The following is a 25,247-nucleotide window of genomic DNA, read 5'->3' as shown; positions in this document are numbered from 1 at the left end:
TCCCCGCGAGCCGCTGTCACAACACCACCACGTCGTACTGCTCGGGTGAGTACTGCTCTTCCGGCTGGAAGCGGATCGGCTTTCCGATAAAGGTCTCAAGCTCGACCAGAGCCGCCGACTCCTCGTCCAAGACCCGCTGCACCACGGCCGGTGGTGCCAGCACCAGTACGCTGCGGGCTTCGAACTGCCGCACCGCCCGGGTAATCTCGCGGAAGATCTCGTAGCCGACGGTCTCGGCAGACTTGACGGTCCCTCTGCCCGCGCATTCGGCGCAGGGTTCGCAGAGCTGACGCTCCAGACTTTCGGTGGTGCGTTTGCGCGTCATCTCCACCAGCCCCAGGGGCGACATCTCGTAGACGGTGGTCTTGGCGTGGTCCCGTGCCAGCGATTTCTCCAGCGTGCGCAACACCTGACGCTTGTGCTCGTCGTCCATCATGTCGATGAAATCGATGATGATGATGCCGCCGAGATTGCGCAGCCGCAGTTGCCGGGCAATGGCCTGCGCCGCCTCGAGATTGGTCTTGTAGACGGTTTCCTCCAGGTTGCGATGCCCGAGGAAGGCGCCGGTGTTGACATCGATCGTGGTCATCGCCTCGGTCTGATCGATGATCAGATAGCCACCGGACTTGAGCGGTGTTTCCTTGCGCAGGGCCCGCTGGATCTCATCCTCGACACCATAGAGATCGAACAAGGGTCGCTCGCCGGGATAGTGTTCCAGACGCTCGGTGTACTCGGGGATGAATTCCTCGGTGAAGCGCACGGCGCGGTCAAAAGTCTCGCGCGAATCGATACGCACCTTCTCCACGTGTGGCTTCAGGAAATCACGCAGCGCCCGCAGCGATAGCGGCAACTCTTCGTAGATGCGCTCGCCGAGCTTGGCCGTCTGCATGTCCTCACCCACCGACAACCACAGGCGATCGAGGAAATCCATGTCCGCCCGCAGCGGCTCCTGACCGACACCCTCGGCGTTGGTGCGCACGATGTACCCCTGCTGGCGCTCTGCGGTCAGCTCCTGCATGGCCTCCTTGAGGCGCGTTCGCTCACCCTCGTCTTCTATCCGCACCGAAACACCCAGAGACTTGGTGTAGGGCAGCAGCACCAGGTAGCGTGAGGGAATGCTGAGATGCGTGGTCAGTCGAGCACCCTTGCTGCCGATCGGGTCCTTGACCACCTGAACAATGATCTCCTGACCTTCGCGCACCAGTTCGGTGATCGATGGCACGGGCGCTGCAGGGCCGTCTGATGGCTCCCCATCCTGAGGCATGCGTGCCAGATCGTTCGCATGCAGAAATGCCGTGCGCTCCAACCCAATCTCCACGAACGCCGCCTGCATGCCGGGCATCACCCGGGACACGCGACCCTTGTAGATGTTCCCGACATAACCGCGGCGTCGCGCGCGCTCGATATACACCTCCTGCAGCATGCCGTTCTCCACGAGGGCGACACGCGTTTCGCGCGGGGTGACATTGATCAGTATTTCTTCGGACACAATAGGTAATGGCCAGTCTGGATGGTCGGCTTATAACGGAAGCGGGCTTGGGACGGCCACTCGGACAAGTGCAGGGAGTCATGCCACTGCCCCGAGCACTCTAACCGCGAATCGATGAACCTGGAGTGTCGTGGGCCTGAATGAACCCTCTACCAATCCCTCCATCAACAGCATCGTTCAGATTAGTCCGACACGCCGGAGCAGCGTAGCAGTCTCGAACAGCGGCAGGCCCATGACGCCAGAATAGCTACCCGCAATGGACGCGATAAAGCAGGCCGCACGCCCCTGGATTGCATAAGCGCCGGCCTTGCCGAAAGGCTCACCGGACTCCACATAAGCCTGCATTTCCGCCGCCGCGATCCTGGCCATGCGCACGCTGGTGCTCTGCAACATGACCTCGTCGAAGTGCGGACCGATCAGGGCGACGCTGCTCAACACCTGGTGCTCGCGGCCCGAGAGTAGACGCAGCATGCGCAGGGCATCCTCGGGATCCTGCGGCTTCCCCAGTGGCAGACCGTCCACCACCACCTCGGTATCGGCACCCAGAACCCAGTTGTCGACATTGTCCGCACAGAGCGCACGCCCAGCCACTGCCTTGTCCCTCGCGATGCGTCGGCTGTACTCCGCTGCCGATTCCAGTTCGGTCTGGCATTCCACGATATCGACCGCACAGACACGCGGCTCGATGCCGATCTGCCGAAGCAGTTCCAGCCTCCGTGGCGAGGCCGAGGCCAGGATCAGCGACGAGCTCATGGCCGTGTACCGGCCAGCTCAACCCACACTGGGGCGAGCGCGGTGATAGGGGTGATTTCCAAGCATGCTGACTGCGCGATAGAGCTGCTCGGCCAGCACGATGCGAACGAGCGCGTGCGGCAGGGTCAAAGGCCCGAGCGACCATTTCTGGTGCGCCACCATCAGACACTGCGGTGCCAGACCATCAGGGCCGCCAATCAGAAAGCACAAGTCACGGCCATCCATCATCCACGCCGCGAGATGCTTGGCCAGCGCCTCGCTCGACCAGGACTCGCCGCGGCCGTCGAGCGCAATGACCCGCGATTGCCGGGGAATGGCCGCGTGCATGCGCTGGCCCTCATCAGCAATCGAACGCTTGATATCGATGGTCTTGCCGCGTGGCCCCAACGCCAGCTCCGTCAGCTGCACCGGCAGTTTGTGCGCCAGTCGCCGAGCGTACTCGTCAAAGCCCAGTCGCACCCAGTCAGGCGCGCGCTCGGCGACGGTCAGCACGTGGGCCTGCATGGCCATGACCGGCCGCCTCAGCCCGTTCGGGCGGTTTGCGGGTCATCGCCCACCGTCCACAGACGCTCCAGACCGTAGAACTCACGGGTACGCGGCAGCATGACGTGGAAAATCGTGTCGCCCAGATCCACCAACACCCATTCCGCCTCGCGCTCACCCTCGACGCCCAGCGGCGAAATGCCGAGATTCTTGGCCGTGACCACCACTTCATCACTCATGGATTTGACATGCCGCGTCGACGTCCCGCTGGCGATCACCAGGCAGTCAGTCAGACTGGTCTTGCCACGCACGTCGATCACCAGCAGATCGTTGGCCTTCATCGAATCCAGGCGCGCGATCACGGCGTCGCGAACCCTCACATCGATAGTCGGCTCTGTGCTCTTGGCTTTGGTCTTGACAGTGCGCCGAGGCACTCCTGGCACGGTCTTGGCGGCGCCCGTAGCAGTCTTGCCCGTAGCACTCTTGCCCGTAGCCGCCTTGCCCGTAGCCGTCTTGCCCGTAGCCGTCTTGCCCGAAGCAGCCTTGCCCGTTGCAGCCTTGCCCGTTGCAGCCTTGCCCGTAGCAGTCTTGCCCGTAGCAGCCTTGCCCGCCGCAGTCTTGCCCGCAGCAGTCTTGCCAGCCGCACTCTTGGCGGTGGATGACTTCGGCGCCTTGCCCGCAGCGCTTGCCGACGGCGTCTTGCGGGGCTGCTTTGTCGCTGCCACTTGCGCCAGATCCGCCTGGGTCACCGCAGTGGTCCTGGGGTTTCGGGTTGTGGGCGTGGCGGTGCGAGGCGCCGACGTCGTGCTCACAGCGTCCTGAGACTCGGTCCTGGCGCGTGTGCGCGTCGTTTTCCTGACAGCAGTTTCAGTGACAGCGGTATCCGACTTCCGGGTGCGCGTGGTGTTCAATGCGAAACAGCCTCCTGTGCAATATCAGCCGATTATAGATCGGACCTGTCCATACCGTTGCTGGCGCCATACCAGCCCTGTTCACGAATCAGTTCGATGACCGGGTCCGGAACCAGGTAACGCACGTTTCGGCCTTGCCCGAGGCGGGCGCGTATCAAGGTCGAAGATACCGGTAGCGGTGGAATCTCCAGTCGCAGCACCCGTCCGGCAGGACTACGCGACAGCTGCGCCGGTTCAGCCGTTCCGGTCATGGCCAGCAATTCCTCAAGCCTTGGATCGATCAGTCCATGGGCATCCGGCCGGCTCAATACGGCAATGTGCGCCAGATCGATGATCTCGCGCCAGCGATACCAACCTGGAAGGCCGGCGAAGGCATCTGCGCCTAGCACCAGTACCAAGGGCCGTTGCTCGCCAATCTCGGCGCGGACGCTGACCAGCGTGTCGTAGGAGTAGGAGGGGCCACGCCGCTGCAATTCGCGTGGATCACAACTGATCCGCGGCAGTCCAGCGACCGCACGTTCCAGCATCTGCAGGCGTTGTTCGGGGCCGACAGAGGGTCGATCCCGGTGCGGCGGGAGCGCGCAGGGCAAGAGACGAAGCTCCTCGGCGTCCAGCGCTTCACGGGCTTCGATGGCGGCCCGCAGATGCCCCACGTGCACGGGGTCGAATGTCCCCCCCAGCAGCGCCAGCGCTTTCATGCGGCGAAGCGCGCAGCGCGCGCGGGTGGCAGGCTGCCGCGCAGCAGCCAGCGCTCGATCTCAACCCAGGGATCGCCAGCCGCCCGGCCCTTGCACACCAGATCAATTCGATGGGCCTCGGCCAGTCTCTGCGCCCATCCGCGGCCCAGCGCCCGTTCCATCGCCGCCTGCCTGGGCCCGAACACTCGATGACTGGGCCAGTACGCATGCAGGGATTGTCCGCGACTCTTGAGCACTTCGGCACCAGCCAGCACGGTGATCTGATTGATCAGAAAGCCCAGCAGTTCCGCCGGATGGGTGTCCTCTCCGCGCAGACCTGCCAGAATCCGGCGAACCCTGGATGCGCGCCCGGCAGTCACCGCATCAAACAGGGCGAAAACGTCGTAGCGGGCGTAGTCGGCAACGAGGTCCACCAGTCGCGACGCATCGATGCTTTGCCCCGGTGCCAACAAGGCCAGTTTCGAGAGCTCCTGATGTGCGGCCAGCAGATTGCCCTCGACCCGTGAAGCCAGCTCGGCGAGGCCGTCGTCGGTCAGGTTCACTCCAAGTTTGTTGGCTCGTTGCCGGATCCAGTTCGGAAGCTCGCCGATCTTGAGCGGCCAGATCGGCATCAGCGCACCGGATTCCTCGATGGCACGTACCCAGGACAGGCTTTCGACGGCCTTGCTCCATTCGCTGGTTTGAACAAGCAGGATGTCTTCACCGGGTTCGGACAGGAATTCCAGGACCGCCGCACTGCCTTCGGCACTCAGCTTGGGGGTCGGGAGGCGCAGCTCGATCAGCCGACGAGTCGCAAACAGCCCAAAAGAGCGCACTTCCATTCGCCACTCAGGCCAACTGAAGCCGGCCATGACATCAAAAACCAGTCGCTCGCCGACGCCGCTGGCCATGGCAGCTCGCCTGAGCTCGTCAGCGGCTTCCAAGACCAGCAAGGGCTCATCGCCGGCAACGAGGTAGGCGGGCAGCAATGTACCCGTAAGATGCCTGCGCAATTGCTCCGCTTGCAGTATGCGCATGGGGCGCGAACTTAGGCTGCCGCCAGCGAATCGCTGATCAACTGCTCGATCTGGCCGAGGTCAGGAATAACCGCCTGATCATCGCGGACCATGACATTCATCAGTACGCCTGGGCGGGTGGGCATCGATTCATTCGACGGCACCATGACCTCGGGCGACAGCGTGGTCAGTCGCGGGAAGCCCTGCGCCAGCATGGCGATATAGGGCATGCGCAGATGCCCACCCAGGGCCTTCAGGACGGTAATTCGGGTACCGCGCGAGCCCTCGTCCAGAGCCATGCCGGCCAACAGCGAGAAGGAGAACAGCGGTAGTCGCCAGCCGCGCCAGTTGATTCTTCCCATCAGCCATTCAGGCGCGTTGGGAATCTTGTCCGGGTTCGACAGCGTGATGACCTCGGCGACACTGGCGTTGGGCAGCAGGACGCGACCATTGGTCACAGGAATCATCAACCCTCGAATTTCAATCTGTTCGTTCATGGTCGGGTTTACTTCCTCAAATTCCTGCAGGCGCTCTGAGCGCGTCGCCGCGCCCAGTGCATTGGCGTGCCGTCAGCCCAGAACCTCAAGCACGCGTTCGGCCAACTGCGCCGGCGTGCCCTCGAACTTGACGATGCCCTGGGCCTTGGCCGCGTCGATCATGGAAGCAATCACGCACGAGCCCCGGTCCTGCGCCCAGACCTGGCCGCCGTGATCGCTGAGATAGCGACCACCTTCCACTGCATCGGTGCCCATGCCGCTGAACAGGATCAACGTGACCTGATCGCCGAAACGCTCGGTGGCGCCGCGCACCAACTGGTCGATGGAGGGGCTGTAAGGTGTGCTGGCAGATACCGCGCTGAATCGTAGACTGCCGCTATCGTCGATGCTGATCTCTTCGCCGGCCGGCGCCACCACGACCTCACCGTGTCTCAGACGCTCGCCGGGCTTGGGGTAGCGAACTTTCAGCTTGGTGGCCGAGTCCAGCTGTGCGGCCATCATTTCCAGGAATTCTGCACCCATGTGCTGCGCCACAACAAAGGCTGCTTCCACATTGCCAGGAATCCTGGACAGGAAGGCCTTGATGGCTTCCGGTCCGCCAATGGACGCTCCGAGGACAAAGAGCCTGTTGAGATCGGGAAGATTCAGTCCCGGTCTCGATGGACTGGGGGTCGACACGAACAAGCTGTCGAGATCATCTTCGCTGCTGCCGTCCAGGCTTGCTCCGATGCTCGCGGAAGAACTGTCTCCAACGTCCAGATCGAGATCGAAATCCAGTTCTGCGAATCCGAGTTCCGAATCGACCTCGGACGGCGGCGGCGATCCAGCCTGATCGACGTCGCCCAGATCCATTTCTATGGAGGACAGATCCAGCGAATCGAAGTCATCCGAAGCTGTCTCCATCGGCACTGACGCGCCGGTGTCGCTGGACTCATCGTCATCCATCAACTTGAAATCAGCCAGAGCCAACGACGCCTCCAGATCCGCTGGAATCGGCGGGGCGTTGTCGGCTTTGGGCGGCTTCTCTGGCGCCGCAGCAACCGGCTTGGGGATTTTCGGAGACGGACCGCCATCCAGCCGCCACTCAAAGGTCGGTGCGGCTTCGTCTCTGGCAGGCGTTTCCGGCTTGCTTTCTTCCACCGGCTCCAGTGACCAGTTAAGGGCCTCGCTCATGCCCTTGAATGCAGGCTTTTCGGCAGCTTCAGGCTTTCGCGGTTCAGACTCAGGCATCGGCGCGGGATCGACCGACTGGGAAGCCTCGAATTCCCTGAACATCGCGTCAAGATCGGTCAATTCATCAGGTGCAACCAGGCTCTGTCCGGCCGGCGGTTCCACAAGGTCGGTCGAAAACAAGGAATCCAGTTCACTCAGAGCCTCTGGCGCTTCAGCCCGCTCCTCGGCGCCTTGGGCAGCGAAGGGCTCGTCGAACAAGGCATCGAGATCATCGATCTCGTCGCCCATGGTCAGCGCACCTGGACTGGCCCCCGCCTGCATCGCTTCAATCGGCAACTCCAGCGTGTCGGCCAGCCTTGCCGTGGTCGGCGCGGTCCCGATGTCATCGACGGATACTTCAAGATCCAGCGCATCCAGCGAAAATTCCCGGCCTTCCGTCGGGTCCTCGGAGCCTACGTCGCCGGCCGGATCAAAGGTCAGATCCAGCAGATCAGCCATGCCATCTGCCGGCGCCGGAACAGCTTCTTCCGTCAGCTCGGGTGTGGAGAACGAGAGCTCGTCGAAGCTGGATGCCTCGGCCGCAGGCTGCACCTGCAGCTTCTCGGGCTCAGCTTCCAGATCGAAGGCGAGATCTCGCAGATCGGCCTCGGCCACCGCGCCGGCGGAATCGGCAACCAAGGGCACCACCGGCTTGCGAGCGACCGGCACCGGTATGGACTGCGAACCCGGAGGCGCGGGCGGTGTGACGTCGCTGTTGCCCTTGAGCTTTGCCGACAAGTGGCGCATCCAGCGCGCCCGATCCCAACCGCTAAGATCACTGGACGCGGAAGGATCATTGAAGATGACCGGGCGCTCCGACGCATCCAGCGCATCGGTGACGTCATCCAGCAGGTCGGCAAGGTCCGAATCAAGATTGACGACGATGGCATCGGCACCGCTGCCGAGGATCGCATCGGAATCCAGAGCACTGGCCCTGCACTCCGCGGCAATGCGCACGCCGGCATTGGCCAGCGCCGCCTTCAGAGCAGTGACACCCTCCTCTAGTTCGAACACCAACGCAACCGTGATCTCAGTGGACATTGGCATGCCCCGCGGCCAGCGCATCCTGTACGTTCTTCAACAGATCAGTCTCTTGATAGGGCTTGCCCAGATAACGATCCACGCCCACCTCAAGGGCCCGCTGACGATGCTTTTCGCCGGTACGCGAGGTGATCATGATGATCGGAATGTGCTTGAGCCGGTTGTCGTTGCGAATGTAGGTAGCCACCTCGTAGCCGTCCATGCGGGGCATTTCGATGTCGAGCAGGATCACGTCCGGCATGCGGTCCTGAAGTTGTTCGACGGCATCCAGTCCATCCTTCGCCGTGAACACATCGATGTTGCTTCGCTCCAGCACGCGCGTGGTGACCTTGCGCATGGTGATCGAGTCGTCCACCACCATCACCAGCGGCTGACGGCGCGGTGCCGGTTCCGGCGTCGGTTCCATCAACTCCAGTTCGGCCGCCAGTTCCGGTGCCTGACGCAGAGCGACGCCGTGACGAACCAGAGGCGCCAGATCGAGAATGACCACGACCCGACCGTCACCCATGATGGTGGCGCCGAAGATGCCCGGCACGATACTGAGCTGGGCACCTGCAGACTTGACCACCACTTCCTTGGAGCCGATGACCTGGGTCACGCGCACGGCGGCTCGCTGGTCACCGGTTTTGCTCATCAATAGCGGCACCTGGGTCTCGTCGATGCCGTGGCCCACCGGAGATCGCAGCAGATCACCCAGATCGTAGATCTGATAGATCTCGCCGCCGTAGCTGATGTCCAGCTGCTTCTGTTCGAGTCGGCGTTCCAATTCCTTGCGCGGCATCCGGGTCACGCCGGTGATGGATGTCATCGGAATGGCGTAGGTGGCCTCGCCCAGGCGCACCATGACGGCCTGAGCCACGGCGAGGGTGAAGGGCAGACGGATGGTGATCCGGGTGCCTATACCCACATCGGAATCCAGTTCCAGCGAACCGCCCAGCTGTTTCACTTCGCTGGCGACCACGTCCATGCCGACGCCACGACCGGCAACCTTGCTGACCTCGCTTGCGGTCGAGAAGCCCGCTTCCAGCACGAACTGGAAGATATCGCGGTCGCTCAGCGTCGCGTCCGGCGTCATCAATCCCCGCTCGATCGCCTTGGTGCGAATGGCGTCGCGGTTCATGCCACTGCCGTCATCGGTCACCTGGATCAGCACTTCGGTCGCTTCTCGCGACACCTTGATGCTGACTGTTCCCTCTTCGGGCTTGCCCTTGGCGACTCGATTTTCCGGCAGTTCGATACCGTGTGCCAGCGAGTTGCGCAACATGTGCTCGAAGGGCGCTGTCATGCGCTCGAGCACGGTACGGTCCATTTCGCCCTGAGTACCCTCGACCTTCAGTTGCGCCTTCTTGCCGAGTTCCGACGCTGTCTGGCGGAGAATTCGGCGCAAACGCGGCACCAGGCTCTCGAAAGGCACCATGCGCGTGCGCATGAGACCTTCCTGCAGATCCGAGCTGACGCGGGACTGCTGCAGCAGCAGCGTTTCCGACTGACGCGCAATATCGTCCAGCAGGTTCTGAATGGAGACCAAGTCGGACACCGACTCGGCCAGCGCACGTGACAGCTGCTGCAGGGTGGAGAATCGGTCAAGCTCCAGCGGATCGAACTCGGTGTTGCCTGATTGCTCGGTCTCGCGCTGGAAACGCGACAGGATCTGAGCCTCGGTTTCCATCTCCAGCTTGCGCAACTGGTCGCGCAAACGGCTGACGGTCTGTTCGAACTCGACCAGGTTGAACCTGAAGCCACCCATCTGGGCTTCGAGGCGCGAACGGTAGATCGAGACCTCGCCCGCGAAATTCACCAGGTTGTCGAGCAGGTCCGCGCGAACACGGATCAGTTCCTGCTGCGCCGCACGCGCTGCAACCTCGTCCTCATCCAGCTGGGTTCGCCGTTGCGCGCCCGATCGCGTGGGTGCACGGGCCGGGATGACCTTGCGCACAGGCGCTTCTTCTGTGCCAGCAGATGTCGATTCGTTGCCCGAGTCTGCGCCGGTCAGGGTCTCTGCAGCTGCCTGCGCCTCTGCGGCTTCCGCAGCGGAGGCGCCCAGCTCGGCAAGCTCTGCATCAAACTCGGCCTCTCGTCCTTCGAGGATGGCTTCAAGTCGGGCAATGGTGTGCTCGGGCAGAGCGATCGCCTGGCGAACCTTGACTCGCTGCACCATGCCATGCAGCCGATCGAAGGCCTTTTCGAGGGCCTCGATAGAAGCCCGTGATGCCGCCCTTTCACCATGGACAATGGATTCAAACAGAGATTCCATCGCATGGCTGAGATCGCCGACCGGATACAGTCCGGCCATGCGGGCGCCACCTTTCAGCGTATGCAGATCGCGCTGCAGTGACGCGACTGGCTCACGGTCTTCCGGATTCTCACGGAGCTGCGCCATGGCACCGTCGGCGTGATCCAGAATATCGACAGCCTCCTCGACAAAGATATCGAGCAGGTCCATGTCCATATCGGGCAGGTCGAGCGGGCCCTCGGGATCGACGTCTCCAGCGAAAGCCGCCGCGTGATTGGCTGCAACCGCTGTTTCCGCCTCCGCAGCAATCACCGGTTCGATCGTTTCTTCTGATTGATCAACCGGCATTGATGCTGCGTTGGTGATTCCCTCATCAGCACCTGCCGCCGCTTCGATCTCAGTTTCCTCAACTCGATCCGAAAGCGACTCCCCGTCGGTCACGGTGGCCGGCTCAATGCTTTCAGCGAGTTCGAGGCTCTGATCGGAGCGCTCAGCCTCATCCTCCAACTGCTCTTCGGCTTCGCTCAGCGGCTCGGCAACCTCGTCGGTAAGCCCAACGGCTTGATCGGAGAGAGCCTCTACCTCGATGGCGAGCCCCTCTGCCTCCTTTTCGAGCCCCTCGACCTCGTCAGCGAACGCCGCGGCCTCGTCAGAGGGTATCTCAAGGTCAGCGTCATGATCTGCCAGCAAAGCAGACACGGGCACGTCGTCCCGTTCCCGGGCGTCTTCACGGCTGTTCTCGTCGAAGGCTTCGTCGGAACCTACGGCGGCTTGCTCCTCGCTGTCATCCAGCGACCACAAACCACCGTCGTCAATCGCTTCTGCTTCAGAGTCGGCGGTCTCTTCCACCCGGGCTTCCGCGGAGATCCCGTCGCTGCCGGCTTCATCTCCGATGGCACCCAGATCAGCGAGGAAGGCCTCTGTCTCAGTCAGTCCCGCAAGTTCGTCATCGGGGGATTCGGTCAGATCGGCGAGTTCTCCGAGCGCTTGCAGTTCGTCGGCTGAATGCTCGCTTTCGCCGAGGCGCGCGCTCTCTGTTTCGCTCGAATGGGCAGCGACTTCGACCTGATCCGATTCTTCCGAGAGTTCTGAATCAAACAGCGCTTCCAGATCCGAGGCCGCGGACAACGCATCCGCGACGTCCGCTGCCGCTTCGACCGGCTCGGACTCCGGCAGCTCTTCAATGGAGGTTTCGAACAAGGCTTCCAGATCGTCTGCCATGGCCTCAGGCGCCAAGGCATCTCCTGCCGGCGAGTCATCAAGCGCCGCACCCGCATCGCTCTCGTCAGCTGTGACGGCGACGTCCTCGACATCGGTCAGCCAAGTCAGAGCGTCGTCATCGCTCGCACCCGTTTCGGTGACTGCTTCTCCCAGATCTTCCACCGGCAGGTCTTCATCCGGGCGAAGCTCCTCGGCGGCCAGTTCGGCCAGTGCGTTCAGCGTATCCGGCGAGACGTCGTCCTCAGCGGCGTCAAATACTTCCGTCATTTCCACCGTTCCGACGGTTTCACCTTCGTCGGCTGCTTCGGCGGCTTCGGCATCGAGTTCGGCCTCGTACCACGGCAGAGGGGCGGTCTCGACGTTATTGGCGTCAGCAGACTCGTGATCCTCGGCACCGGTCACCTCATCGCGAACCTCATCAGCGACGTGGATGCCGAAACCGTGGTACGGATGATCGGGCGGCGGCAAACCGTCGCGGAGCGCTGACACCCGCTCGGCCAGCCCTGAGGTGTCGGGCAGTTCAGAACCGCCACCAACCGCGGCCATGACCTCGGATATGCACTCGGCAGACTCGGTCAGGGCAACCATGCCTTCTTCAGCCGGCTGCAAACCGCGGGCACGCAGCCGCTTGAGGTATCCCTCCAGCGGAGCGACGACACGCGTCAACAGCGGCAGATCGACCATGGCCAAGGCGCCATTCAGCGTATGCACGGCGCGCAGCAATTCCTCGGTCACCGGCTGTGGGCCGATTTCCGCCGCCTGGCCGAGATAGCCTCGGATAGTGGCCAGGTGTCCTTCGACTTCGCTGCTGAGGATGTCCATCAGCATTGGATCGACTTCCAGCGGCGAAGGCTCGCGTTGCGCCTCGGGCTGCTCGTCGGCATCCACCGAGAGATCGTCGGTCTGGGCTTGCTCAGCCTCTTCCAGAACTACCGCCGCATCCGTCTCGTCGTTGCCGTCGGCCGGCATGTCGACGTCGACCTCTGCCGGGACAGTGGACTCAGGCACGCCCGCCTCGGAGGCCGGCTTTGCGTCAGCCGTGACCACCGGGGCGGGCGAGAATTTTGGGAGCCAGACCTCCTGTCCCGAGGACAATTGATCTGAAACCCACATGATCGCGCCGATGTTGGCATCGGGCTGACCTTCCCCCTTGAGCGCCAGCAACATGCCGGGTAGTGCAGCAATGGCGTGGTCCAGCAGATCCAGCACTGCCGGCGTGGGCTGTATGGTCTTGTCGAGAACACGGTTCAGCATGTTCTCGATCTTCCAGGCGTACTCACCGATCGCCAGTGCACCGACCAGTCGACCACTACCCTTGAGCGTATGGAAGGAACGTCTGACCGGCTTCAGCTTCTCGAAATCACCGAGGTCGTTCTTCCAGGCCGGGTACTGCTTGTTGAGATTGTCGAGTTCGTCCTGCACCTCCTCGACAAAAACTTCCCGGATCTCATCGTCGATCTCGTCGGAGGGTACCGAATGGAAGCCGACGTCCGGCAGACTGAAGCCGGTCGGCATACCATCAGGCAGCGGTGCCTCCGGCACCTGTTCGACCGGTGCCGACGGAGTCTCTACGGCTTCCGGTACCACCAGTGCCTCAGCTTCGAGCGTACTGTCCGCAGCTTCCGGCTCGGGCGCATCGAGCGCCGCAACAGGAGTCTCGATCGATGCCTCTGGCTGGATCTCGAGTTCTTCACTCGGGGCTGGCGTGAAATCGGCAGCCTGTTCGCTGCTGGCAGCCTCCACCTCGACAGCGGTTTCGACCGCAGACGAATCCAGATCGATCGCCTCTTCCACCGGTGACTGCAGGCCTTCGTCTGCAGAAACACTCTCTGGTGGCTCGAATTCAGCGCTGGTGATGCGGAGTTCATCCAGATTCTGGATGGACGGCGTTACCGGCTCGGAAGCAATCTCGCCGATCACCAGATCATCAAGGCTTTCGCCCGGCGCGATCTCGACCGCACTGCTCATCTCGGCCGACGCGCTCTCCAGGCTTTCCGGCGCCGCTGCATCGGCGGCAGCGGTCGGTTCCGGAAGGTCCAGACTGTGGATCAGGGCATCGACTGCACTGGCGTCACTTTGCGGTAGCTCGATCTCGGGCAACTGCTGCCCGCCGTCGATCTGCAACGTGACCGAGTCCGACTCCGGTGGCTGGGTTCTTTCGGTCTCGAAGGTGTCTGAGAAACTCGGAAATTCGCTGGCGGCCTCGACCGCTGCTTCCGCGACGGGCGGAGTTTCGTCCGCAGTTTCGGCCGCCACTTCGGCGCCTTCCTCGGGCAGCGGCCAATAGCCCAATGCCTCCAGACTGCGTCGGGTGACGTCAAGGATCTTGTCGCGGTTGCGTCGGCCTTCCTTCACGGCCTCGAGATAGAACTCGATGCTGGCGATCGCGTCGGCCATCAGGTCGAGCTGATCCCCCGAGGGCACCCGACGATGCTGCAGCAATTCAACTTCTGCAAAGCGCACCACGCCGCCGAGCAGTGCCGCCGGCTCGGGCAGATTGAGCATGCGCATGGCACCGCTGATCTCGTCCAGCAAGCGCGGGATCTGTTCGATCTTGCTGTGATCCCAGGGCGACTCGATGAAAGCCACGATGTCCTGCTTGGCCTGCTGGATGTTGGCAGACGCTTCCTTGGTCGTGGCATCAAGGATCTTGCGAACTTCCGCCTGGGGCAGTTCAAAACCGGAACTCGGCGTGGTTGGCGCCTGCTGCTCGCCGCCGAGGCGCTCGATGTGATCATCCAGCGAAGACTCGACGTACAGCAGCGAACCGGCGATATCCAGCAGCGCGCTTTCCTCGGCCGGCTGGCGACCGCGCACGATGCGCTCCAGCACATCCTGCTGATCAAGAACGACCCGACGTGGCACGCCCAGACCCAACATGCCGAGCGTGTCAGCCACCCGGTGCAGCGCCTCGCCCTGCGGTGCCAGATCATCGACGTTGCCGCTGCCGGTGCGCAGGTACAGATCCAACGCGTCCTTGACGCGCAGCAGATCTTCCTTGATCGCGGTGCCCACCGTATCCAGCAGCGCACGATTGTGTCCGGACAGGGCGCCACGGGCGTGCTCAAGTTCGGCCTCGCTGGGCATCAGCTTGTCGAGCTTGTACACCTGCCGCAGTTCAGCCACGCGCTGCGAGGTCGCAGATGACTGGGCAACGTAATAGAGCAATCCCTTGGTCAGATCGTTGGCCGGCGCCGCCGCAAAGGAAGCCTCGCCGGCATCAATCAGGCGCTTGAGCTCACGATCGACCCTTCCGATCAACAGCTTGAGTGCCACGGAGGCCTCGATGCTCTTGACCAGCACCGCCTCCAGCGCGCCCGCGCCTACCCACAGCAGACGACGGGCGTCTGGCTGGGTGCACATCGAGCGAAAACGGTCGAGGATCGCGATCAGCCGGGTGAGATTGCCATCGATGTCTTCGCCCTTGAACCACTTCAGAAGTCCGAACTGGAAAGCCAGTCGCAGCCGCCCGCCATTGGCGGCCACCATGGGCTGCGGAACCACTGACTTCGCACCCCCGGCGGAAGACGGTAGCGGCGCGCCCAGATCCGGCGAGAACAATGACGTCTCGCTCAGCAGTTTTTCGCCTCTGCAGGCGCGTAGATCGTTGAGCAGCGGCAGCAGCACAATCGGAATATCCCGATGTCCGCCCTGCAGGCGTTCGAGGTAGTCCGGCAGCTGAACCATGCCGCGCATGAGCACGGTGTAGGCATCGTCTGCCTGTTTCACCTGGCCGTCGAGCAAGCCCAGTGCCAGGCGCTCCATTTCCTCAACCACCATGGCCGCACCGTAGAGCTCGACCATGCGCAAGGTGCCCTGCACCTGATGCAGATAGCTCGCACAGAAACGCATCTGACTCTTGTCAGATGTGTCCTCGACGTACGCTTCCAGCGCCTGCTGGGACTGCTTGAGCGTATCGTCCAGCTCCTGCTTGACCCAGGTCAGCGTGGTGAAGTCGATGTCGTCTTGAAGCCTCATCCGCGGACTCCTGTTTGCCGGCTTCGCCGCGCGTTCTTCCTGCGCCTGCTACCCGCGCTGCGGCAATGGGCCCGCAGCTTCGCCTTGTTGATCACCAACTGCCCCTGACGCCTAGTTGGGCAGCTTGAAGTCGGCCACTGAACGTCTGAGATCAGCAGCCAATTGCGCCAGATTTCCAATCGACTCTGCCGTCTGGCTCGCGCCGACCGAAGTCTGGGTCGTAATTTCCTGAATCACGTTCATGGTGGCCGATATGTTGGTCGCAGCAGCTGACTGCTGTCGCGCGGCCTGCGAGATGTTTTGAATGAGGTCGGCCAGATCGTTCGACACCTTTTCAATCTCGCCCAGCGCCAGACCCGCGTCTTCCGCAAGGCGGGCACCGGCCACCACTTCGGCCGTGGTCTGTTCCATCGAGCTCACCGCTTCGTTGGTGTCGGACTGAATCGTCTGCACCAGCGTTTCGATTCGCTTGGTCGCGTTGGAAGCGCGTTCTGCCAGTCGCTGCACTTCGTCCGCCACCACTGCGAATCCGCGACCGGCCTCACCGGCCGATGCTGCCTGAATAGCGGCGTTCAGTGCCAGAATGTTCGTCTGTTCGGCGATGTCGTTGATCAGTTCCACGATCGATCCAATTTCCTGGGACGATTCACCCAGTCGCTTGATTCGCTTCGAGGTTTCCTGAATCTGGTCACGGATGTTGTCCATGCCCTGAATCGTCTGACGCACGATGGCAGCGCCCTTGCCGGCGATCTGCACTGAGCGTTGTGCCACGTCGGCGCTTTCGGCCGAGTTGCGTGACACCTCGTCGATGGACACCGCGATTTCGTTGATGGCCGCGGACGCCGAGGTGATCTGCTGGGCCTGATGCTCGGCCGCTTCGGCCAGATGCATGGCGGTGGCCTGGGTTTCCTGGGCTGCCGCGGCAACCTGCACCGCGGTCTCGTTGATGGTGGTTACCAGGCTGCGCAGAGCTTCGACGGCGAAGTTGATGGAGTCGGCGATGGCTCCGGTGATGTCTTCGGTCACCGTTGCCTTTACCGTCAGATCGCCTTCTGCCAACGATCCCATTTCGTCCAGGAGGCGCAAAATGGCTTCCTGATTACGCTGATTGAGATCGGCAGTGATCTTGTAGCGACGGGCCTGATCGCGGTAGATCAAGATGGCCAACAGGATCAGTGCGAGTGCTGCGAGAGCGCCGGAACCAATGGCTGCAGTCAGCGAGGGGAAGGTTCGGTTGTTGGCCTGCTCACCGTATTCGACCGACAGCTGTTCGGCATCCTGCAGCAGTTGTTCCGAATCCAGGGAAATGGTGTTGGCGGCCTCGCGCACGTCGATCAGGTCGATGGCGCCGGTGGTGATGCTCTCGACGTACTGGCCCAGCTCCTGGAAGATCTGAAAGACCTCATCGAGCAAGGTGCGAGCTTCGGGAACGGCAATGGCGCGAATGCCTCGATCAGGGCTGCCATTCTGGAGCGCGTCCAGAATCTGACCGAACACGGCGGCGTCGCGGTTGAATCCGTCAGCAGCGGTCGAGGCGGTCTGGCCACCTTGCAGCACTTCGTTCAATCGACGCAGCATTCGATCGGCCAGGGTGTTCTGGCGGCCTGCCACGTAGATCTGGTCCTGCGGCGCGCCGCGGGTGGCGAGCAGCTGCGTCATTTCATCGGTACGCGCCTGCAGCAGCGGAATCTTGTCCTGGAATTCTGTTGCCGTGGCGTTGAGATCCTCGACCACCTCGCGGCGGGAAAGAATGACGTCAGACGCCTGCAGGATCGGCGCCCAGGTGTCCTTCACCGCCTTCAGGGCAACTTCGACCTCGGGATTCTTGCGGATGGAAGGCACACCCTCCTGTGGATCACCCTCCTCCAGCTTGCGCAGATGCGACTGGATGGTGCCCTTGACATCGGACAACTCGTCGAAGGCTTCCGCCTGACCGCCAGCCGCCTGAGCCGCGAACTTCGCCAATTGCTGCGAGTACACGCGTATGTCAGTTGAAAGACCAATTGCCGCTCGGTCTTCGTTGTTGTTGACGTTGGCGAAGAAGAAATTCGCAATCAAGCCTACGAGGCCGACCAGCAACACCACCACGAGGATGGCGAGCATGGTCGAGCTTTCGCGCTGTTGGATACCACCGGCTGCCGCACTCATCGCTCTATGACCCCCACTGTCGTCCCGTCCAAACCCCGATTGTCGGCCTGATCAGGCCGCCGCCTGCATGAAATCCTGCGCCCGCATCAGCGCACTCATGCTGAAAACACCCCAAGTCGATTGCCCCTGACGATATTCGCTTTCGAGAAAGCGACTGATCGGGGAATCGGCATATGTTTCGATGTCGCGCATGTTTTCTTCCACAAAACTGCGCTGCCCCAGTACTTCGTCCACCACCAGCCCTACGCTACCACTGGCAAGGCGCACAACGAGCACCCGGGTACGTTCGTTGACGCGGAAAGGCTCGCCTTCGAGGAATCCGCGCAGATGAATGACCGTCACCAGATTGCCGCGCACGTTGGCGATACCCAACATCCAGGCCTTGGTTCCAGGCACCGGGGTAATCTGGGGGAACATCAGAATTTCGTTGACTTCGGAAATGTCGCTGACGAGAAACACGTCGCCCAAGCGATAGGCAATGGCTCGCCACAATCCTGGCGCGTCCAGCTGCTCTGGCAAACCGGCCACATGCGAGAGGCTGCGACGCTCGTAATCGAGCAGGATCTCGAAGGGATTCAGGGCTGCGTTTTCCGGCAGATCTACCATCGATATTTCCTCAGGATCCCGCGAGCAGAGCTTGGATACGTGAAATGAAGTCGCGCTCGTTCGGTGGCTTGGTCACGAAATCCTTTGCCCCCTGACGCATGCCCCAGATCCGATCGGTCTCCATGCTTTTGGTGGTCACGATGATGACCGGAATCATTGATGTTTCCGGGTCACGACTGAGGGTGCGCGTCGCCTGGAATCCGTTGGTCCCGGGCATGATCACATCCATGAGAATCAGATCGGGGTGCTCTTCCCTGGCGCGGGCAATGCCTTCTTCGGCACTGGAGGCCGACAGGGTCTGAAAGCCGGCGCGCTCCAGCATGCCGCTCAGCACGCGGACATCCGTGGGCGAGTCATCCACAATCAGAATTCTTGCCATGCGACCTCCCCGTCTGCACGCCCCCGCTCAGCTCTCTGCCGCTGTCTTGGTATCCACATAACGTCGGATCGCGCCCAGCAATTCCTCGCGCGTGAAGGGTTTGGTCAGATACTGTTCGGAGCCGACGATGCGCCCGCGCGCCTTGTCGAACAGACCGTCCTTGCTGGACAACATGATCACGGGCGTACCCTTGAACACCTGATTGTTCTTGATCAACGCGCAGGTCTGGTACCCATCCAGGCGCGGCATCATGATGTCGACGAAGATGATGTGCGGCTGGTGATCGGAAATCTTGGCCAGAGCCTCGAATCCGTCCGTTGCCGTGACCACGTCACAGCCTTCCTTCTTCAACAGCGTTTCAGCAGTCCTGCGGATGGTCTTGCTGTCGTCAATCACCATCACGCGCAGTCCGGCGAGGCTCCCCTTGTTCTGCGACTCGTCCACTCCCACCTCCGCCACGTTTGTCATCGGCGCGACCCTCGGTCGCACGGTGCCGGTTCACTCCGGCTGATCTGCGTCCCTGGCCATCCCAAGTACACCGGGGCGGATCAGGAGGACTCCCTGCAAGCTCTTTAGCCAAGCTTCCATCGAATGTCAAGATTACGTTGCAAGTGTTTGTGCTTGCTCGATTCCGACGCTCGACTGAATGGCCTCTGATTCCAGATTCAGTGCTCACGATACAGGGGATTTTGCACCTGCGCAGGCATAATAGGCGAGCCCCCCCGCAAGGCAAGCCGCATTGCAGGGGCAATCCCTAGCGTATCAAGGAGTTGGCGCATGCTTCGCCGCCTCGCGGTGCTGATGGACCCGATCCAGAAGCTGAAAATTCACAAGGATTCGAGCTTCGCGATGCTGCTGGAAGCCCAGCGCCGCGGTTACGAAGTACATGTCTGCGAGCAACGTGACCTGGGCCTGCGTGACGGCCGCGCTTGGCTGCGCACGCGCCTGACCCGGGTCTTCGACGACCCTGGGCACTGGTTCGAGCAATCCCCGCCGGAGATTCACGACGGCGGACACTTCGACTGGATCCTGATGCGCAAGGATCCGCCGTTCAACGCCGAATATCTGTACGACACCCAGATTCTCGATCGGGCCGAGGCCCAGGGCGCCACCGTGGTCAACCGGCCCTCGGCGCTGCGCGACGCCAACGAAAAGCTTTTCACGGCGCTGTTTCCTCAATGCTGTCCTCCCACGCTGGTATCCAGGCTGCCCGACGATCTGCGGGCCTTTGTCAGCGAATTTGGCGAATGTGTGGTCAAGGTGCTGGATTCGATGGGCGGCACTTCCATTTTCCGAGTGCGTCCCGACGACCCGAACCTCAACGTGATCTTCGAGACCGTGACCCTGGAAGGCACCCAGGCGGCGCTGATCCAGCGCTACATCCCGGAGATCACTGACGGCGACAAGCGCATCCTGTTGATCGACGGCGCACCGGTGCCATTTGCGCTGGCGCGGATTCCACGCGCAGGCGAATTTCGTGGCAATCTGGCCCGCGGTGGCAGCGGTCGCGGTCAGCCGCTCAGTGACCATGATCGCTGGATCTGCGAGCAGGTCGGGCCGGAATTGCAGCGGCGAGGCCTGATCTTTGTGGGTCTTGATGTCATCGGCAAGTATCTGACCGAAGTGAATGTGACCTCGCCCACGTGCATCCGTGAACTTGATCAACAGTTCGGAATCAATATCGCCGGCATGTTGTTTGACCGCCTGGAGACGCTGCGACAGTGAGTAACGCGCCTATCGGGTCCGGCGATCGTCTGTCGCTGACACTGCTGTTTGCCACCGTCGTGCATGCCGTGCTCATTTTCGGCGTGGGCTTCACCGATGAGGCACCGCCTGGCGCCGCACTGCCGGCGCTGGACGTCATTCTGGTGCAGTCAGCCACCCAGGAAGAGCCGGAAAAGGCCGATTTCCTGGCCAATGCGGCGCAGACCGGTGGCGGCAACAGTGAAGAGGCCAAGCGACCGACGCAGATGTTCTCCTCACCGGTCCCCAAGCCGGAGGACGGCATTGCGCCGATGCCGGTGCGTGCCAGCAGTCCCGCGCCGGTGCCTGCCGAGACGGCGCCCACACCGGTACTGACCCAGGACAGTTCCACGCTGCAGGTCAGCCCGGTCACGCCCAGGGACGAGATCCAGCAGCGCGAGCTGCCGCGCGACGAGGAACTGGTGGAACGCAGCATGGAAATGGCCAAGCTGGCTTCCGAGCTGGATCGGCAATCCCAGGCCTACGCCAAGCGCCCCAAGCGCAAGTTCATTTCGGCGAATACCCGCGAGTATGCCTTTGCCAACTACATGGCGGCCTGGGTGGCCCGAGTCGAGCGGGTCGGCAATCTGAACTATCCCGATGAAGCCCGCCGACGCCAACTGGATGGCAGTCTGGTACTCACGGTCGCCATCAACAAGGACGGCAGCCTGGAGCGCATCGACGTGATCCGCTCCTCGGGACATCCGGTGCTGGACGACGCGGCGCGGCGCATCGTCGAGCTGTCGGCGCCCTTCAATCCGGTGCCCAAGAGCGAGGATGACGTAGACATTCTGCATATTACCCGCACCTGGCAGTTTGTCGCTGGCGACATCAAGATGCGTTGATCACGGGGCACGGGGCACGGGGCACGGGGCACGGGGCACGGGGCACGGGGAAAGGCTACGGGCTTTGGGCTCTTGTGGCTCCAGACTTGTCTCGACCCACAAGAGCCGGCGTCATTGCGAGCCACCTGTATCGGCCCGACACTGCCCACGGGCCATGAACCACGAATCTGCCTGTAGGAGCGACCTCGCGTCGCGACCGCCAAGCCGCACGTCCGCCGCAGCGGTCGCGCCGCAAGGGCGCTCCTACAGGCGGACAAAGAAAATCAACGACTTGCGATATGGGTTCATGGAGAGCGCAGCGAAGCAATCCAGACACTGACGCAGATTGTCAGCGGACCGTCCAGGCAGGCCTGGACCCACCAGAGCGTGCTACGTCCGGCAGGAGGGCCTCGCCTGGGTCTCCTACACGAAGCCCAGATTGGGACTGGAGAAGTTCGACAGGTTCGGGAATACCGTGTTGACCTGGCCGCTACTCAGCCCCATCCAGCTCGCCAGCGTGGCGCCCATCTGATCCATGGCCGTGGTCGGGATCATCTGGCCGCGGCTGAAGCTGTCGGGGCCGTTCAAGGTCAGGTCCGGGAAGGTCCCGTAGAGCCGTCCACTGCTGGCATTGCCGCCGTTCACGGCACCGCCCATGACCAGCTGGGTTCCGCCCCAGGCGTGATCGCTGCCATCGCCATTGGAGTTCAACGTGCGTGAGAACTCGCTCATCGTGAAGGTGGTGACCGAGTTCTCGACGCCCATTTCCACCAGAGCCTGGTAGAAGGAGCCGAGCGCTCGGGAGATGCGTCGCAACAGGCGCGGTTGGCCGTTGTCCGGCATTTGTGCGGCGTGGGTGTCGAATCCGCCCAGGGACACGAAGAAGATGTTGCGGGTCTGCCCCAGCTGGGAGCGCATCTTGATCAGCCGGGCCACCATGGCCAGTTGCTCGGCCAGCGAATTGTTGCCGTCCGCCGCCAGGTTGTAGCCGGCCACCGCCTGATTGTCGGCCAAAGCCCGGAAGGGGGTGGTCAGCAGCGAGGGATTGGGCGTACCGGTGAGATTGCTGGCCATCGCGCCGGCCAGATCCATGGCCCGCCGCATGGTGGCCGCGTGTTCGGTCTGGAACAGGTTGCCACTGGCCCCGAGCAGGCTGCACAGGGCCAGGTCTTCCTGCTGCGTGGCCGACGCGCAGGGCGCAAAGTTGTTGAGGGAATCCGAGCCGGAGCAGTTGGCAAAACTGCTGCCGACGATGCTGCCGGCGAAGGGATTGCCACCATTGGGGTCGCCACAACTGGACATCTGGTAGGGCACCACCTGAGTGCCGACCTGGAAGCGATTGCTGCCAGAGAAGGACACGTTCATCGGCATGATCAGCGGCGGACTGGTGCCCACAATCGGCGTGTTCTGCGAGAACAGGAGGTCAGCGACCTGACCGCCCCAACCGTAGCCGAAGTTCGTGGTTTCGCGTCCCTGGAACCAGAGATTGGTCTGATCATTGTGCGAGTACAGCTGGGGCGGCTTGGGCAGGGCCGGATTGCTGTAGGTGGCCTTGGTCAGCGGCACCACCAGGGTGCCGGTATTGGCCAGCCAGGCGATCTTGCCCTGATTGCTCAGGGTGCGCAGGCCGGGCATGTTGGTCTGGTTGCCATTGTCATCGATCGAGGTCCAGTCGGCGCAGGCCGGGTGCAGACCGTAGGTGTTGCCGGCCGGCAAGGCCGCGCCCCCCGGCCCGGTCAGGTTCACCGGCAACAACGCGCCCTGGGCGATGCCGAGCGGTCCGTTGGCGCCGGTGTAGACACCACCACGGGAAGCCGAGTAGATGCCGTAGCGGGTGTTGTCCGAGGGGATCAACCAGTTGAAAGAGTCACTGCCGCCACTGAGATAGACGCACACGAGTGCCTTGTAGCCGGGATCGCCCTGGGTCGCCGCCAGCGCCGACTGCATCAGTCGCAGCTGAGGAATCAGCGACAGTGCCGAGCCGCCGGCGAGGGTGGCACAGAAGTGCTTGAGGAAATCGCGGCGCTGTTCACGACGGATGCGGGACATGGCGATCTCCTTACTTCTGAACGGCGAATTCGGGGGAAACGACAATCACGCGCATGACCTGCCGAATCCTGTCGATGCGGGTGCTGTCCGTCGTGGGCGCCGTCTGATTGCTGAGCATGGTGACCAGAACGCTGCGCATATTGCTACTCATGGCACCAGCCATCATCCGCAGGTTCAAGGCATCGACCAGTTGGCCGTAGGTGGTCGCGTTCCCGGGCTGCTGCATGATCGCCAGATAGGGCGCGATCGGCACGCACGGTCGGGTCACGGTATTGCAACTGCTGCTGCCCACATACCAGTCGACAATCCGGCTCTGAATCGTGTCATTCATCCGGGTAATGGTCGACTCGTTGAGGATCTGGAATTCCGGCGAGTACAGATTGGCGTTCTGGATGGCGCCTGGATTGCGGAAATCGGGCTCGTAGAAATTGAAGACCGTGGGCGAGTTGTAGGGCCGCTGGCCCAGGCTGCTGTCGAAACCCAGCGACATGCTGATGTTGCCGACGTTGGTGTTGGTGCCGCCGCTGCCATTAAGCGGCGGCTCGGGCTGGCCCTGGATCACCTCCAGGCCGCGCCAGAGGGCGGTCATTCGCAGGACCGGCTCACGCAGCTTGCCGAAGTTGCCGCTGGGCGCCGAACGCGCCTCGGTGTCCATCAGCACCGCGGTGATCACTGCGGCCAGATCGCCACGCACGCCCTGCCCGTTGTTGTTGAACCTGGTCGCCACCCGCTGGATGTAGGCCGGCGAGGGATTGGAGGTCACAAAACGCTGGATCAGCTGGCGGCTGATGAAAGGCGCTACCGAAGCGTGATTGGCAATGGCGTCCAACGCAGCATTGATGTCCTGGGCACAGCCTGCCTGGGAGTCGGCCACTGCCGGCAGGGTGATCCCGTCGAACAGCGTCTTGCCGGCGAAATCGTGGAAGGTGCGCCCTCCGGCCAGATAATTCTGGTTGTTGGGCGGATTGTTCATCGGAAAACAGATCATCGGCGCCAGCAGGTTGCGATTGGTGTTGTTGCCGAAGCTGGTGCCGGTGTAGTTGGTGCGTTCGTAGGACAGCCCGGTAAACACCCGGGCCAGCGAACCGATGATGGTGTTGTCGTAGGTTGGAATCGGATTGCCGCCCGAAAGCTGCGGGCTGAAATCAAGATTGCGCTTGATCAGGCCGAAGGAGAACAGCTGCATGACCTCGCGGGCGTAGTTCTCGTCGGGAAGTATCGTCGTCGGCGGCGTACCGGTGCTGTAGGAGGCGCGGTTGCGCACATAGGTCAGCCATTGGCCCATGGTCGGGCTGAAGGTGACGTCTCCCAACAGCGTGCGGTAGCTGCCGAAGGCGTTGCGTGTCAGCAGATCGGCGTATTCGGCAATCATTCGGGTATCGATGCCGCCGGAGTCGGCCGTGACCATGATCTGACTGAGCGCCCAGGCCATGCGCTGACGCAGCTGGTCCTGACCGAACACCGCCTGCACCCACCAGCGGTCCACCCGGTGCCCGGAATTCAGCGAGAAATCCGGATTGGCGACCAGAGCGTCCAGCCATGGACCCGTCAGCGTCGGGGGCATCGACAGCTGCTGCTCCAGCCACTGGCTGTAGCCGATGCCGCGCAGGCGCGCGATTTCGGCAACGGTGGGTCCGAAGGTGGCCTGGGTCAGGAAGCGAGCGGCCTCGGCATCGGTGGCAGGGGCATCGGCGACGGTTTCAAAACTGCCCCGGTAGATCAGGCCCGTATTCTGGGCGCACACTGGCTGGGCGCAGAACGCCGCCAATGCGGTCAGCGCAACGCCACACCAACTTCGAATCATCCACATATTGCCCCCGGCATTCGGCCCGTCGACGGATTATGGACGGGCAGCAGCATTCTCGACTGTGACGGCCAACACGGCACTCCGTTGCGCCCCCCCATGGATGCCGTTGGTCGGATGACGCTGTGACAACGCAGGACCGGACCATCGGTTGACCCGATCCTCGCCCTCATCTGCCTGGGC

18 protein-coding genes are annotated in these 25,247 nt (G+C 62.5%); 2 read left to right on the top strand and 16 right to left on the bottom strand.

Going from position 1 to position 25,247, the window contains the following annotated elements:
- Positions 1-16: 16 nt before the first annotated feature.
- The 14 genes from rng to H7A19_03015 form a co-directional block, all read right to left on the bottom strand.
- Positions 17-1,489, bottom strand: coding sequence for a ribonuclease G (gene rng, locus H7A19_03080; protein ID MCP5473804.1), 1,473 nt, complete (start codon positions 1,487-1,489; stop codon positions 17-19).
- Between the two features lie 177 nt (positions 1,490-1,666).
- Positions 1,667-2,242: a septum formation inhibitor Maf gene (maf, locus tag H7A19_03075; GenBank protein ID MCP5473803.1), complete on the bottom strand. Its 576-nt coding sequence runs from the start codon at positions 2,240-2,242 to the stop codon at positions 1,667-1,669.
- Positions 2,243-2,260: 18 nt separating this feature from the next.
- Entirely contained in the window at positions 2,261-2,746 is a 486-nt protein-coding gene (rlmH, locus tag H7A19_03070; GenBank protein ID MCP5473802.1) for a 23S rRNA (pseudouridine(1915)-N(3))-methyltransferase RlmH, read from the bottom strand.
- 17 nt (positions 2,747-2,763) lie between these two features.
- On the bottom strand, positions 2,764-3,066 hold the full coding sequence (gene rsfS, locus H7A19_03065) for a ribosome silencing factor (GenBank protein ID MCP5473801.1): 303 nt from the start codon (positions 3,064-3,066) through the stop codon (positions 2,764-2,766).
- Positions 3,067-3,101: 35 nt separating this feature from the next.
- A complete protein-coding gene (locus H7A19_03060) occupies positions 3,102-3,371 on the bottom strand; it encodes a pentapeptide repeat-containing protein (GenBank protein MCP5473800.1) in 270 nt (89 codons plus the stop codon).
- Between the two features lie 297 nt (positions 3,372-3,668).
- Positions 3,669-4,334 (bottom strand): nicotinate-nucleotide adenylyltransferase, encoded by a 666-nt coding sequence (nadD, locus tag H7A19_03055; GenBank protein MCP5473799.1) that lies wholly within the window; start codon positions 4,332-4,334, stop codon positions 3,669-3,671.
- Positions 4,331-5,350 (bottom strand): DNA polymerase III subunit delta, encoded by a 1,020-nt coding sequence (holA, locus tag H7A19_03050; protein ID MCP5473798.1) that lies wholly within the window; start codon positions 5,348-5,350, stop codon positions 4,331-4,333. Before holA ends, nadD begins: the two co-directional genes overlap by 4 nt.
- Before the next feature lie 11 nt (positions 5,351-5,361).
- The gene (locus tag H7A19_03045; GenBank protein MCP5473797.1) at positions 5,362-5,826 is read right to left on the bottom strand and encodes a chemotaxis protein CheW; all 465 of its coding nucleotides are present in this window, start codon (positions 5,824-5,826) and stop codon (positions 5,362-5,364) included.
- A 72-nt stretch (positions 5,827-5,898) separates the two neighbouring features.
- Positions 5,899-8,079 carry a hypothetical protein gene (locus H7A19_03040; protein MCP5473796.1) on the bottom strand — a complete coding sequence of 727 codons (2,181 nt, stop codon included), beginning with the start codon at positions 8,077-8,079 and terminating at the stop codon, positions 5,899-5,901.
- Positions 8,069-15,511 carry an Hpt domain-containing protein gene (locus H7A19_03035; protein MCP5473795.1) on the bottom strand — a complete coding sequence of 2,481 codons (7,443 nt, stop codon included), beginning with the start codon at positions 15,509-15,511 and terminating at the stop codon, positions 8,069-8,071. The genes H7A19_03040 and H7A19_03035 overlap by 11 nt, the downstream gene beginning before the upstream one ends.
- Before the next feature lie 111 nt (positions 15,512-15,622).
- Positions 15,623-17,659 carry a methyl-accepting chemotaxis protein gene (locus H7A19_03030; protein MCP5473794.1) on the bottom strand — a complete coding sequence of 679 codons (2,037 nt, stop codon included), beginning with the start codon at positions 17,657-17,659 and terminating at the stop codon, positions 15,623-15,625.
- Between the two features lie 51 nt (positions 17,660-17,710).
- The gene (locus H7A19_03025) at positions 17,711-18,265 is read right to left on the bottom strand and encodes a purine-binding chemotaxis protein CheW (protein MCP5473793.1); all 555 of its coding nucleotides are present in this window, start codon (positions 18,263-18,265) and stop codon (positions 17,711-17,713) included.
- 10 nt (positions 18,266-18,275) lie between these two features.
- On the bottom strand, positions 18,276-18,644 hold the full coding sequence (locus H7A19_03020; protein MCP5473792.1) for a response regulator: 369 nt from the start codon (positions 18,642-18,644) through the stop codon (positions 18,276-18,278).
- A gap of 27 nt (positions 18,645-18,671) precedes the next feature.
- Complete coding sequence (locus tag H7A19_03015; protein MCP5473791.1) at positions 18,672-19,112, bottom strand: response regulator; 441 nt, start codon at positions 19,110-19,112, stop codon at positions 18,672-18,674.
- 309 nt (positions 19,113-19,421) lie between these two features.
- On the opposite strand from H7A19_03015, the gene gshB reads away from it, so the two are divergent.
- Positions 19,422-20,369, top strand: a complete 948-nt coding sequence (gene gshB, locus H7A19_03010) for a glutathione synthase (protein ID MCP5473790.1) — start codon at positions 19,422-19,424, stop codon at positions 20,367-20,369.
- 41 nt (positions 20,370-20,410) lie between these two features.
- The gene (locus H7A19_03005; GenBank protein ID MCP5473789.1) at positions 20,411-21,232 is read left to right on the top strand and encodes an energy transducer TonB; all 822 of its coding nucleotides are present in this window, start codon (positions 20,411-20,413) and stop codon (positions 21,230-21,232) included.
- A gap of 402 nt (positions 21,233-21,634) precedes the next feature.
- On the opposite strand, the gene H7A19_03000 is transcribed toward H7A19_03005, so the two are convergent.
- Together H7A19_03000 and H7A19_02995 are read right to left on the bottom strand one after the other, a co-directional pair.
- Positions 21,635-23,260 (bottom strand): DUF1501 domain-containing protein, encoded by a 1,626-nt coding sequence (locus tag H7A19_03000; protein MCP5473788.1) that lies wholly within the window; start codon positions 23,258-23,260, stop codon positions 21,635-21,637.
- Positions 23,261-23,270: 10 nt separating this feature from the next.
- Positions 23,271-25,064, bottom strand: a complete 1,794-nt coding sequence (locus tag H7A19_02995) for a DUF1800 domain-containing protein (GenBank protein ID MCP5473787.1) — start codon at positions 25,062-25,064, stop codon at positions 23,271-23,273.
- Between the last annotated feature and the right edge of the window lie 183 nt (positions 25,065-25,247).

The organism is Rhodanobacteraceae bacterium, assembly GCA_024234055.1.
GTDB lineage: Bacteria > Pseudomonadota > Gammaproteobacteria > Xanthomonadales > SZUA-5 > JADKFD01.
Note: the sequence above shows the minus strand (reverse complement) of the source record. Positions and strands in the feature narration are given on the sequence as shown.

Bases quoted from the DNA above. Each gene is read 5' to 3' on its own strand.
- H7A19_03040 (MCP5473796.1), bottom strand. From the start codon at position 8,079: ATGTCCACTGAGATCACGGTTGCGTTGGTGTTCGAACTAGAGGAGGGT.
- nadD (MCP5473799.1), bottom strand. From the start codon at position 4,334: ATGAAAGCGCTGGCGCTGCTGGGGGGGACATTCGACCCCGTGCACGTG.
- H7A19_03015 (MCP5473791.1), bottom strand. From the start codon at position 19,112: ATGACAAACGTGGCGGAGGTGGGAGTGGACGAGTCGCAGAACAAGGGG.
- rsfS (MCP5473801.1), bottom strand. From the start codon at position 3,066: ATGAAGGCCAACGATCTGCTGGTGATCGACGTGCGTGGCAAGACCAGT.
- maf (MCP5473803.1), bottom strand. From the start codon at position 2,242: ATGAGCTCGTCGCTGATCCTGGCCTCGGCCTCGCCACGGAGGCTGGAA.
- H7A19_03025 (MCP5473793.1), bottom strand. From the start codon at position 18,265: ATGGTAGATCTGCCGGAAAACGCAGCCCTGAATCCCTTCGAGATCCTG.
- H7A19_02995 (MCP5473787.1), bottom strand. From the start codon at position 25,064: ATGATTCGAAGTTGGTGTGGCGTTGCGCTGACCGCATTGGCGGCGTTC.
- H7A19_03045 (MCP5473797.1), bottom strand. From the start codon at position 5,826: ATGAACGAACAGATTGAAATTCGAGGGTTGATGATTCCTGTGACCAAT.
- H7A19_03020 (MCP5473792.1), bottom strand. From the start codon at position 18,644: ATGGCAAGAATTCTGATTGTGGATGACTCGCCCACGGATGTCCGCGTG.
- H7A19_03000 (MCP5473788.1), bottom strand. From the start codon at position 23,260: ATGTCCCGCATCCGTCGTGAACAGCGCCGCGATTTCCTCAAGCACTTC.
- H7A19_03030 (MCP5473794.1), bottom strand. From the start codon at position 17,659: ATGAGTGCGGCAGCCGGTGGTATCCAACAGCGCGAAAGCTCGACCATG.
- rlmH (MCP5473802.1), bottom strand. From the start codon at position 2,746: ATGCAGGCCCACGTGCTGACCGTCGCCGAGCGCGCGCCTGACTGGGTG.
- holA (MCP5473798.1), bottom strand. From the start codon at position 5,350: ATGCGCATACTGCAAGCGGAGCAATTGCGCAGGCATCTTACGGGTACA.
- gshB (MCP5473790.1), top strand. From the start codon at position 19,422: ATGCTTCGCCGCCTCGCGGTGCTGATGGACCCGATCCAGAAGCTGAAA.
- H7A19_03035 (MCP5473795.1), bottom strand. From the start codon at position 15,511: ATGAGGCTTCAAGACGACATCGACTTCACCACGCTGACCTGGGTCAAG.